Annotated in this window: 11 protein-coding genes; 9 read left to right on the top strand and 2 right to left on the bottom strand. The window is 26.6% G+C overall.

From position 1 onward, the window contains the following. Positions 1-188: 188 nt before the first annotated feature. The 8 genes from ligA to UDIV_RS04720 all read left to right on the top strand — a co-directional run bounded on the left by ligA (position 189) and on the right by UDIV_RS04720 (position 8,347). Positions 189-2,201 carry an NAD-dependent DNA ligase LigA gene (ligA, locus tag UDIV_RS01185; RefSeq protein WP_038102142.1) on the top strand — a complete coding sequence of 671 codons (2,013 nt, stop codon included), beginning with the start codon at positions 189-191 and terminating at the stop codon, positions 2,199-2,201. After that, positions 2,176-2,871: an MPN527 family putative ECF transporter permease subunit gene (locus UDIV_RS01180; protein WP_051749383.1), complete on the top strand. Its 696-nt coding sequence runs from the start codon at positions 2,176-2,178 to the stop codon at positions 2,869-2,871. The genes ligA and UDIV_RS01180 overlap by 26 nt, the downstream gene beginning before the upstream one ends. Positions 2,872-2,881: 10 nt before the next feature. Continuing rightward, the gene (cysS, locus tag UDIV_RS01175; RefSeq protein ID WP_038102139.1) at positions 2,882-4,189 is read left to right on the top strand and encodes a cysteine--tRNA ligase; all 1,308 of its coding nucleotides are present in this window, start codon (positions 2,882-2,884) and stop codon (positions 4,187-4,189) included. Continuing rightward, positions 4,189-4,908 carry a 23S rRNA (guanosine(2251)-2'-O)-methyltransferase RlmB gene (gene rlmB, locus UDIV_RS01170; protein WP_038102136.1) on the top strand — a complete coding sequence of 240 codons (720 nt, stop codon included), beginning with the start codon at positions 4,189-4,191 and terminating at the stop codon, positions 4,906-4,908. The genes cysS and rlmB overlap by 1 nt, the downstream gene beginning before the upstream one ends. A gap of 116 nt (positions 4,909-5,024) precedes the next feature. Beyond that, positions 5,025-5,912, top strand: a complete 888-nt coding sequence (tsf, locus tag UDIV_RS01165; RefSeq protein ID WP_038102130.1) for a translation elongation factor Ts — start codon at positions 5,025-5,027, stop codon at positions 5,910-5,912. A 55-nt stretch (positions 5,913-5,967) separates the two neighbouring features. After that, positions 5,968-6,675: a UMP kinase gene (pyrH, locus tag UDIV_RS01160; RefSeq protein ID WP_038102127.1), complete on the top strand. Its 708-nt coding sequence runs from the start codon at positions 5,968-5,970 to the stop codon at positions 6,673-6,675. 23 nt (positions 6,676-6,698) lie between these two features. Further along, positions 6,699-7,250, top strand: coding sequence for a ribosome recycling factor (frr, locus tag UDIV_RS01155; protein WP_051749382.1), 552 nt, complete (start codon positions 6,699-6,701; stop codon positions 7,248-7,250). A 5-nt stretch (positions 7,251-7,255) separates the two neighbouring features. Further along, positions 7,256-8,347: a phosphatidate cytidylyltransferase gene (locus tag UDIV_RS04720; RefSeq protein ID WP_038102126.1), complete on the top strand. Its 1,092-nt coding sequence runs from the start codon at positions 7,256-7,258 to the stop codon at positions 8,345-8,347. 13 nt (positions 8,348-8,360) lie between these two features. Here UDIV_RS04720 and UDIV_RS01145 read toward each other — a convergent pair whose 3' ends face one another. Then, complete coding sequence (locus UDIV_RS01145; RefSeq protein WP_038102125.1) at positions 8,361-8,714, bottom strand: hypothetical protein; 354 nt, start codon at positions 8,712-8,714, stop codon at positions 8,361-8,363. Beyond that, positions 8,707-10,680, bottom strand: coding sequence for a cysteine peptidase family C39 domain-containing protein (locus UDIV_RS01140; protein WP_038102124.1), 1,974 nt, complete (start codon positions 10,678-10,680; stop codon positions 8,707-8,709). The genes UDIV_RS01145 and UDIV_RS01140 overlap by 8 nt, the downstream gene beginning before the upstream one ends. Before the next feature lie 151 nt (positions 10,681-10,831). On the opposite strand from UDIV_RS01140, the gene UDIV_RS01135 reads away from it, so the two are divergent. Then, positions 10,832-12,514 (top strand): ribonuclease J, encoded by a 1,683-nt coding sequence (locus UDIV_RS01135; RefSeq protein ID WP_038102123.1) that lies wholly within the window; start codon positions 10,832-10,834, stop codon positions 12,512-12,514. The last annotated feature ends 106 nt before the right edge of the window (positions 12,515-12,620 follow it).

Below are 12,620 nucleotides of genomic sequence, written 5' to 3'. Positions count from 1 at the left end.
TTTATTTTAATTGATAAATTAACATCTTTAAATGATACAGAAATCCATTTAAGTACAATATAAATAAGCTTAAAAATAGATTGGTTTTAATTTCCTTTTCTTATCCTATTTTAACATTATTTATTATGTTAAAATTTTAAAATATACTTACTTTAAGTAATGATGTTTTTAAAATAAAGGGTCTGAAGATGAGTCAACAAATTCTAGAGCAAATTAAAACCTTAATTCAACAATTAGACCAATGAAATTATGAATACTATGCTTTAAATAATCCATCTGTGCCTGATCATGTTTATGATCAAGCAATGTTAGAGTTAATTGAACTTGAAAAAGCATATCCCCAATATAAACAAGCTAACTCACCAACAGTGCGTGTTGGTGGTTTTGTTTCGTCAAAATTTGAAAAAGTTGTTCATAAATATCCAATGCTTTCATTAGCTAATGCTTTTGATTTAAATGATTTAAAAAAGTTTGATCAAGATAATAAAGCTTACAATCTTGATCTAAAAGGATATATTCTTGAACCTAAAATTGATGGTTTAAGTATTTCTTTAATTTATAAAAATAGTCGTTTATATAAAGCTATTACTCGGGGCGATGGTGTTCAAGGTGAAGATGTTACTTTAAATGTTAAAACGATTAAAGATATTCCATTATATATTGATGATAAATATAAGGATTATGAAATTGAAGTTCGTGGAGAAGTCTTCATGGCTTATGAAGACTTTAAAGAACTTAATGATAGTATTGATGAAACTAATAAGAAGTTTGCTAATCCACGGAATGCAGCTGCAGGTAGTTTAAGAACATTAGATAATAGTGTAGCAGCAAGCCGAAACCTTAAAGCCTTTTGTTATTATTTAGTAAATGCTAAAGAATTAAATATTAATACCCAACAAGAATCTTTAGAATTTTTAAAAGCTAATAAATTTAAAGTATCTGAGTTAATAAAACATTGTTGTAGCATTAAAGAAGTTTGAGAGCAAATAGAACAAACAACCCAAATCAGAGACTCTTTATCTTATATGATTGATGGAATGGTACTTAAAGTTAATAACTTATCAATTTATGATGAGATTGGTTTTACTTCTAAGTTTCCAAAATGAGCAATTGCTTACAAGTTCCCAGCTAATGTAGTAAGTACACAATTATTAGATATTATTTGTGATGTTGGACGAACAGGTAGAATCTCGTATGTTGCTAAACTCAAACCAATTTTATTAGATGGAAGTATGGTTGAGTTTGCAACCCTTCATAATGCTGATTTTATTGCTTTAAAAGATATTAGAATTGGGGATTATGTTAACTTATATAAAGCAGGGGATGTAATCCCTTATGTTGATAGTGTTGATTTATCAAAAAGAAATGAAAATAGTAAAGTATATATTCCAATTACTAAATGTCCATCATGTGGTAGTGAATTAGTTAAGTTTGATGATGAAGTAGATCAACGGTGTTTAAATGAACGTAATTGTAAAGGTATTGTTGTTAATAAAATAGTTTATTTTACTTCACGACCTTGCATGAACATCGAAGGTTTAAGTGAAGCTAATATTAATAAATTCTTTGAAACTAATATCATCAGTGATGCAGCTGATCTTTATACTTTAAATGAACAACGAGAAGTTGTGTTTGCTTATGATTTTAAAATAAGAAACAAGAGTTTTAATAATTTAATTAATGCTATTGAACAATCTAAACATAACTCAGTAGAACGATTAATAACTGCTCTTAGTATTAGGTTTGTTGGACCAAACTTAGCTCTTAAATTAACTAAACACTTCAAAAGCTTAGCAGCTTTAATGAATGCTAGTTATGAAGAGTTAATAAGTATTGATGCATGTGGAATTAAAGCAGCTAATTCGATTTTACAATTCTTTTCTAATAAATATAATCAAGAGTTGATTTCTAAATTAATTAGTGCTAATGTTAACACTAAATACATTGATCATTTTAATTATGATGATAAGATTGTTGTAGTTGAAGAATATAAAAATAAAACCTTTGTGATCACAGGAACATTTAGTATTAATCGAAACGAAATTAAAGCTATTTTAGAAAACTATTATGATGCTAAAGTAACTAATACAGTAAGTAAGAAAACAGATTATTTATTAGCTGGAGCTAATGGTGGATCTAAATTAGAAACAGCTAAAAGTTTAGGAGTTAAAATCATTGAAACTGAATTTTGAAACAGCTAAAAGAAAACTAAAACTAGCTTTTAGTAGAAATAAAAAATATGAACCAGTTGGGGTAATTATTAAACAATATACAACTAGTAGTTTAGTGTTAGGAATTAGTATATTAGTTTGCTATGGATCTTCTTTTTTAAAGTTTAGTTTTTTAAGTTTAGATTTTTCATTAGCTTGTTTATCTGTTTTAGTTTTTAGAGTGCGTTATAAATATGCACTATTAGCTACTATTCTTTTATGTATTTCAAACTTAATGCATAGTAGTAACTGGGTTGGATTATTAGTTGTTAGTTTAAACAACTTATTGTTTATGCATTTATTAATCTTGTTTTATCATCTTTATTATTTAAGAGTTAAAAAACAGATAATGATCCATTTAAGCATTATTTTCTTCATTAGTAGTGTAATTACTTTATTATTTAATGTAATAATGAATGGGATTTTATATACTCCGCTTTATTGGTATAGTTTTAATTTAATTAAAAATCCATCAATATTAGCTGCTAAAACATTTTATGAACAAAAGCCTAATCTTTATTTACTTTATGTTCCTGATTACTGAGCTGGTATTTTTACTTTATATACCATCTTTAATTTAATTAAATATAGTGTTGTTGCTTTTGTAGCTACGATCTTAAGCTATATCTCATATAGAACTAATAAATCTTTTCATTACTAAAGGAGAAATTATGAAATTATTTGATTCTTATTCAAACCAATTAATTGATCTAAATGAAGAGTTGATATCAATTTATAATTGTGGACCAACAGTTTATAATCATATTCACATTGGTAATGCTCGTCCATTAATTACAATGGATGTTTTACATCGATTTTTAAAACATCAAAAAAAAGAAGTTAAGTACATTTTAAACATTACTGATATTGATGATAAAATCATCAACTATGCTTTAGCTAATAATCTAAAAGAATTAGAAGTAAGTGAATTTTATTTCCAAGCTTATTTAACAGTTAATCAACAGTTAAATATCTTAGAAACAATTAAACCTAAAGTATCTGATCATATGGATCAAATCATTGATTATATTGATCGATTAATTAAAGCTGGTGCTGGTTATTTTATAGAAGATGATGTTTATTTTGATACTAGTAAAATTAAGAATTATGGACATTTATCAAAACGAGATTTAGATAAAGATATAGCAGGGTTAAGAATTCAACAAGTTGAAGCTAAAAAAAGTGATAATGATTTTGTTTTATGAAAAAAAACAAAACAAGGGATTACTTGAAACACACCATGAGGAGTTGGACGCCCTGGATGGCATTCAGAATGTTCTTGTTTAATTAATCATTTTATTGGTGAACAAGTAACTATTCATGGGGGTGGAAATGATTTAAAATTCCCACACCATGAAAACGAAAATGCTCAAAATAATGCTTTATATAATAAAAATTTAGCTAAGGTTTGAATGCACTTTGGACTTGTTAATATTAATGATGAAAAGATGTCTAAATCTTTAAATAACTTCGTGTTAGTTAAAGATATATTAAATCAATTTGATTATCAAACTTTACGTTGATTCTTCTATCAAACTAACTATCGTCAACCAATTAAATATTCAATTCCAATTATGGAACAAAATGAACAAGAGATTAAAAAAATAGCAACAGCAATTAAAAACGCTAAAAATGCTCTTGTCTTCTCTAACTTATTTAATCAAATCCAATTAGTTAGTTACACTCCTTTTAATGAAGCTTTAGCTGATGATTTAGATTTAGTAAAAGGGGTATTATACATTAATGAATTAATTAAAAAAATTAATACTTTAGCTAAACAAAAAGAAAAAGCTAATGAATTATTATTAGCTTTAAACCAATTACTTTATTGTTTAGATGTATATGGGATTGAATTCACTAATAACCATAGTGAAGAAAATATTAAATTATTAAAAGAATGAAAAGCTAAAGTTGATGCTAATGATTATAGTAGTGCAGATCAACTTCGATTAGAATTACAACAAAAAGGTGTACTATAGTGCAATATTTATTTGGTAAAAAAGCATTAGCTGATTTAATTAATAATCAACAAAAAATTGATGTTGTTTACTTATCAGCTGATCAAATAAAAATCATTAATCAACTACAAGCTAATCAGATCAACTACAAGACTGTTTCTAAGTCTTGATTTGATCAATTTGATCAAACTCTTAATCATCAATACATAGCTACTAAACCATTAATTCAAAAACAAGAAAAATTAACTTTAGATCAATGATTAAAAGAAATTAAACAAAAAGAAGTTGGTTTAGTTTTAATATTAGATAGTATTGAAGATCCAAGAAACTTTGGAGCAATATTAAGAAGTGCAGATGCCTTTGGTGTTGATGCTGTTTTTTATAAGAAAAACAACCAAGCTAAAGTTAATGATTTAGTAATTAAAACTAGTATGGGAGCAATTAATTACCTAAATTTATTTGAAGTAGCTAATTTATCAATGATTATTCAAAAACTTAAAGATCATGGTTTTTGAATTTATGCAACAACACTAGAAAATAGTGTTAGTTATGAAACTGTTGATTATGCTAAGAAGAGTTGCTTTGTTGTTGGGAATGAAAACAAAGGAATTAGTCAATTAATTCAAAAGAATTCAGACATTAATATTAATATCCCAATGTATGGGAGTGTTCAATCATTAAATGTATCAGTTGCTAGTGGAATTATTTTAAGTAATTTTAGAAGAGTAATTAAGCCATAAGCAATTTATTAATTAATTTAATTAATGATTGTATTTTAATACTATTATTTATATAATATATATTAGTGTAATTTTTAGAATTTACAAAAAAAGATATTTAAGATAAGGTGACACAAATGAATAAAGCTGAGTTAGTTAAAGAATTACGTAAACGTACACAAGCAGGAATGTCTGAATGTATTAAAGCATTAGATAAATCTGATAATGATATTGAAAAAGCAATTGTTTGATTACGAGAAAATGGAGCAATTAAAGCTGCTAACAAACAAATGAATGCTGCAACTGATGGGGTAGTATTAACAAAACAAGTTGATAATAAAGCAGTTTTAATTGAAGTTAACTGCCAAACAGACTTTGTGGCTCGTAATGAACAATTCTTAGAATACTCAAACACAATTTTAGATCAAGCAATAGCTGATGTAACAACTGATGGATGTTTTGAAAAACTTGTGATTAATAATAAACCAATTGCTGAATCTGGTTTAGAATTAACTGCTTTTATTGGTGAAAAAATTGTTTTCCGTCGTGGTAAAGTATTAATTGCAAATGAAAACCAAACACTTGGTTCATATACTCACAACAACAAAAGAGTTGGAGCAATTGTTTTAGTAGATAGTAAGGTTGATCCAGAAGTAGTTAGAAAAGTAGCTATGCATGCAGCTGCAATGCGTCCTAAATACTTAAGTCGTGAACAAGTTGATCCTAACTGATTAAACTCTGAACGTGAAATTATTGCTAACCTTGTTGCTAAAGAATTTGAAGAACAAGGAAAAGATGTTAAGTTTGCTGATAAGACAATTGAAGGTCGTTTAAACAAGATTTTAAAAGAAAACTGTTTAGTAGATCAACCATTCTTTTTGGATAGTTCAAAAACAATTGGACAATATTTAGCTGAAAACAAAACTCAACCAATTGCTTTCTTTTCTTTTGAAGTTGGAGAAGGAATTGAAAAAGCTCCTGAATTAAGCTTTGCTGAAGAAGTTGCTGCTCAAATGAAGAAATAAGAAAAATAGAAAGTGATAAAAACTTTCTATTTTTATCAATTAAGGAAGAAATTAAATGCAAAAACAACGAATTGTTATTAAAATTTCAGGTGCTTGTTTAAAAACAGGTAGTGATTCAGTAATTGATTTTAACCAGATCTTACAATTAGCTAATCAGATTAAAACAATTAGTCAAAAATATTTAGTCTCAATTATTCTTGGTGGGGGTAATATCTGACGAGGGTGTAATGCTAAAGAGTTAGATATTGATCGAAATTGAGCTGATAATATGGGAATGATGGCAACAATCATTAATGGTTTAGCATTCCAAAGTGCTCTTAGCTCTTTAAATGTAAATAGTGTTGTACTATCAGCTATTAAGTGCGATAAAGTTGTATTAGAAGCAACCACAGCTAACATTGAAAATGCAATTAATAATGATCAAATAATGATCTTTGTTGCAGGAACTGGTTTTCCTTATTTTACAACTGATTCTTGTGCTGCTATTAAAGCTGCAGAAACAAAATCTAACATCATTTTAATGGGTAAAAATGGGGTTGATGGGATTTATAATAAAGATCCTAATTTACATAGTGATGCTAAGTTTTATGACAAGATTACTTTTAGTCAAGCACTTGCTGAAAATCTAAAAGTAATGGATAAAACAGCTCTTGCTTTATGTGAAGAAAACAACATTGATCTAATTGTATTTAATATTGATCAAAAGGATGCAATTGTTGATGTTTTAAATAAAAAAATTAAACATACAATTGTTACTAAATAAGCAAAACAAAGGAAGGTTTATTTATGGATTTCAAACCATATGAAAAAATGATTAATAGCGAAGTAGAACATGTTTATACTTGAATTCATAATGAATTTATTAAATTAAGAACAGGAAGAGCAAGTCCAGCTATTTTAGATGGTTTATTAGTTGATTATTATGGTGAGAAAACACCAATTAACCAACTAGCTAATATCTCAGTTCCTGAACCTAGAGTTTTATTAATTAAACCATATGATCGTTCAAGTATTAAAGATGTAGCTGCAGCTATTAATGAATCAAACTTAGGAATTAATCCACAAGTTGATGCTGATGTTATTCGTTTAACTTTCCAAGCACCAACTGAAGATATTCGTAAGGGTTTAGTTAAAAAAGCAAAAGCAATTGCTGAAGATGCAAAAATTAAAGTTCGTCGAATTCGTCAAGATGCTCAAGACAAATTCAAAAAAGAAGTTGGTCTTGTTGAAGATGATAAAAAATACTTTCAAACTGAACTTGATAATTTAACAAAAGAAATTAACAAACACATTGAAAGTTTATTAGCTAATAAAGAAAAAGATATTTTAACTATTTAATTACTGTGCAAATTCACAAATTAGATCAAAACCAAAAAAAGAATCTAAAACAAAGACTAAGATCTGTTTTATACATTGTTGGGTTTTTAGTAATCATTTTTGTACTAGCACTTTTTGCTGAAAAAAACTATAAATGATCCCCATCACAAGTTTTAGAGATTCCGATTTTTCAAACCATTTGTGCTTTTTTAATACTAGCTTTTTTAATTCCAATAATTTGTATAGCTAGCTTTGAATTTTCTAAAGCTTTCTTTAAAAAATCCAAACGCTATATTTTCATTATTACAACGATCTTTTTAGTTACAACAATTTTACCAACCTTATCTTATTTAGTTTTTGTTTATGATCTGACTAAAACAGATTATGAATACAAACAAGTTTTATTGTTGTTTTATCTAACACTTGGAATTAGTTATGCTTTTGGTTTTTTAATCATTTTAATCTTAATGTTTATATTAAAAACCCAAGAAGTTAGAAAATACATCTTAGCTTTAATTATTTATACATTAGTAAGCTTTTTCTTTATTGGTTTTATGTACACGATTTATGTTCGTGGTTGAATTACTACTTTACTTTTAATGTTAGTAGTGTTTGCTTCAGATAGTTTTGCTTATCTTGGTGGTATTAAATTAGCTAAACATAAATTAGCTCCTAAAATTAGTCCTAAGAAAAGTGTTGAAGGGTTAATTGTTGGTTCAGTTGCATCAACCATTTTAATTCTAATTGTTCTTGCTATATTAACTACAATTCCAAACCAAAGCATTAATAAATATGAAAATGTGCTTTTTAATTGGTATGGTATTGATTTTAGTAAATCAATAATTACAATCCTAAATGCTAAAAACTTAGCTGGTTGATGAATAGTAAGTGCAATCATCTTATTAATTTTTAGTTTATTAAGTACAGCTGGTGATTTAATTTTCTCAGCTGCTAAAAGAGCTGTTAATATCAAAGACTTTAGTAATATACTACCAGGACATGGAGGAATATTAGATCGAATCGATTCATTATCATTAGTCTTTTTTGTTCACTTTACTATTACACTAATTATTAATGGATCAACTAATGAAGCAAATATATTTGTAATCAATAATTAACAATAAAATACAACTATAAAAAGTTGATTAAATCATAGATTAACGGTACTGAGTGCGTATATATTAGCACTGGTACTATTTTTTCTTTACTATCTAGTTTTAAATCTAAAGCAATCAGTGATTTATTCTTATTTTCATACACTAATTGATGTCTTATATAATAAGAGAAGTTATTGATTTTAACATGTAATTTCTTAAACTTTTTAATCTTGTTATAAGTTTTATTATCAAGTTCAAAAACACGATGTTTGGTTTCTAAAAAACTACTTGTGAATTTTTGGTTTTTAAAACCAAAAGCGATTCCAATTCCTAAAACAGTACAAGAGATTGTAGCTGTAAGTGCAATACTAATTCATCTATTAAGCATTTAAATTGACTACCTTTATAAAATGATCAGTTAATAAGTTATCGTGTGAAACATAAAGAACTAAATTATTCTCTTTAATAATAGGAAGTAAATGAACTAGTACAAAAGCTTTAGTAGTTCCATCAACATGAGATAATGGTTCATCTAAAAGTAGTAGTTTGTTTTTGTATTTTAGTAAACTTAAAAATGAAACAATTTGTCGTTGCCCCATTGAAAGTCGTTCACTTAATTCTTGTGAAGTTGCTAATTCTCAGTTGATGTTAGTAAATTGTGATAATTTCTTAAAAACAATATCGATTTGACTATCTGGAATCTGGTTCATAAAATAAGCTAAATCAAAATCAACATTACTAATTGTTGATGGTTGATAAATAACTTTATCTACAATCTGTTTGAAGTCAAAATCAAAAGCACTTTGCTGATTAAAATAAACATTAAAGTGTGGTTCATAAAATTGAATAATAGCTTTTAGTAAACTTGTTTTACCAGATCCACTATGACCAATAATTAAGGTATGTTCATCAAATGAATAGTTTTTAGAAAAACAACTAACTTGAACCGAATCGATTTTAGTTAAACTTGATCCATCTCTGTTAATATTGTTCATAAATAATACTTTTTCAACAATCATCTTAGCTTGTTGATATGATGCTTGATTATTTAAATAATCAAAAATAGTATTAATTCCTGAACTTACGTTCTGGTGTAAAAACAATAAAAAGGTTAAATTACCAACATCAATTGGCTGGTTTTTACTAATTTTTAAATATACATAAACACTTGTGATTAATAATAAAGATAAAGCATTAAAGATATTATTAATCGTTTTAAAATGACTATTAACTAATGTACTTTTATTAGTATCATTCATTAAATTTGCTTGGACTTGATCATAATCATTTTTAGCTATAGTACTCTTATTAATAAAGAATGCTTCTTTAATTAGATTTAAGAATGTTTGGTATTTAATAAAGTTCTTTTGGGAATGGTTTAATAAAACTGATGCCATTTTCTTGTTATATAAATAACTAAATAAAGCAACAAACCCATTTAAGATTACAAACCCTAAACTAATACTTAACAATAACCAATCATTTAATCCTAAGATCACACTAATAACACAAGCATATAAAACATTAGTATAAAGCTTGGTTCTAACTACTAATAAGAAGTTAATAATACTTAATATATGAGATGGAATCTGACTTAATTCACCCATATTAGTCTTTGCATAAAAACTTTGTTGTTTATACATTAATTGGTTATTAATATAGTTCATGATTGTAATATAAATACGATTGGTTTGCTTTGTTATAAACAGATCAAACAATAGTTGTTTAAAACTATTGATTAAAAAGAAAAAGAAGAAAACTAGACTTAGTTGTAATAAGTTCTTTAAGATTTGATGAACAATCACGAAGTTAATTACATAATTTAAATATCGGCTTATAATAATACTGATTGGAATCGATACTAATTCTAATAAGAAGATGATTATTAAATCAATCACTCTTATACTTTTAAGATAGCTTTGATCAAAACTAGTAACTTTAAGAACATCATTTTGTTTATTAAATTGAACCAATACTCCTAAAAAACACTTACTAAATTGATCTAGATCTCAATAATAAACTCCATCCTTCGGATCATAAACTTTAAGTTTTTGATCACTTATTACTTTAATTACATTAAAATGAGCTAAGTTATCTTTATTAACTAATACAACATAATAATCATCTTTAGCTAATTCAAAAACTTCTTCAGCTTTACATTCATATGAACTAGCATTTAAGCTATATTCATTAGCTAAACGTTCTAGTTCAAAAACACTAATTCCATTAACACTTAAATTAGCTTTAGCTAATAGTTCATTTTTAGTTATTTTGCTTTTTTTGTAATGATTAATGATCATTGCTAAAACACAAATCCCACACTCATTATTAATAATTTGATTAACTATTTTCATAACCCCTCCATTAGCTTAATTTGTACAAACCATTAAATAATTGATTTTTTGAGTTAATAAGGAGTTATTTTGTATAATTAAACTAGCGTTTCTTTAATTTATAGAAACACATCTATAACTAAAATTAAATATTTATTTAAAAGGAGCTATAATGGCAAAAATTAATTTTTTGGCATTAGGTGGACAAGATGAGCGGGATAAGTCATGCTTTGTTGTTGAAGTTAATGACGAAATTTTCGTATTTAATGCTGGTGTAAAGCTACCACCTAATGATATTTCAGGGATCAATGCAATTATTGCAGATTTTAGCTATTTAGAAGCTAATGCAAAAAAAATTAAAGGGATATTTGTTGGAACGCCGAGTTTTGCAAATGTTACTGGTTTACGTTTATTATTAAGTCAAATTAATCCAAAAACACCAATTTATACAAGTTCAATCGGAGCTGGTATTATTAAGCGTGTTTTTGATCAAAAATCTCACATCAAAAAAGTTGAACCAAACATTATTGAACTAGAACCAATTAAAGATAAAAAGGTTGGTTCAATTTTTACAACTGCTTTTAAAATTACTAACTCACTACCACACTCATATGGGTATGTACTTAAAACAGAAGATGGAGCAATTGTTTATATTGATGAGTTTATTATTTCAAACGATCGAAACAAAACATTTGATTCACAAATCAACTTTTTAAATTCAATTACAAAAAACAACACTTTAGCTTTAATCATTGGAACTGGTCAATCTGGTTTAAATGCATATACAGCACCAAGTCATAAAAACAAATCATTTTATGAAGATGCTTTAAATAAAGCTAATCAACGTTTAATTGTGGCTTCTGATAGTTCTGATGCTTATAGTATTTTTACTTTAGCAACAATTGCTAAACAACAAACTAAACCATTTATTATTTATTCAAACAACTTTATTAATGTCTTTAGTAGTGTTATTAAGCAAGGTTTATATAACAACAAGAATTTAATGTCTACTCCAATTGCTGAGATGAATAAATTAGAGAAGGCAATTATTGTGATTGCTGATAATCCTGATAATTTATTTAATCGTTTAAAGAAAATTATTGGTGGTGAAGATAAATTATTAACAATTAATCCAAATGATTATTTTGTACTAGGGTTTCCTGTAATTGCAGGGATTGAAATGTTAGTTGCTAATTTATGTGATGAATTAGGAAGAAAAGACATTGATTTTTCTTTATTACCAAAAGATTATTTAAGAATGGTTCAATCTGATGAAGATTGTAAACACGTTGTTAATTTATTACAACCAAGATATGTAATTCCAATTAATGGACTTTATAAACAAGAAGTGAAGTTTACACAAGCTGTTACTTCATCTTGAATCAAAAATGAACAAGTAATCTCACTTGATAATGGTGAACAAGTCTTTGTTGAAGACAAAAACTTACTTCCAAAAAGAAACAGAGTTCCAATTGAAGAAAAATTCTTATCAATGTATAATGCTCTTGATGTGGGAAGTGGTGTTATTTATGAACGTTTACAAATGAGTGAGAACGGGGTTGTAAGTATTAGTTTTATCTTTGATAAACAATGTCAAAAACTACTTAATAGTGTTCAATTTAAATACTATGGGGTAGTTAACAATGGACCTTTTTCACTTTCAAAAGTAGAAGAAATTGAAGCTACTTTTAAAGAACGAATGGGTGAATGTTTATTCTATGATAAAAACAAAAAGTTAGATATCAAAGAAACAAAAGCAGCTCTAAAACGATTATTAGCACGTTTGTTTGAAAAGAAATTCAACAAACGTCCATTAGTTTTATCAAACTTCATTGATTACACTACAATTAAATAATAATGTTTTATGTTTATAGAGGGATGTTGTATGGAAACTAGAAAAAATAAACCACAAAAAACAATTTCATATTACACCAACCAACAAACCAATAATGAACAAGATA

Source organism: Ureaplasma diversum NCTC 246 (genome assembly GCF_000731915.1).
Classification (GTDB): domain Bacteria; phylum Bacillota_I; class Bacilli_A; order Mycoplasmatales; family Mycoplasmoidaceae; genus Ureaplasma; species Ureaplasma diversum.
The sequence above is the reverse complement of the archived record's forward strand: the minus strand, read 5'-3'. Positions and strand labels throughout refer to the sequence as shown.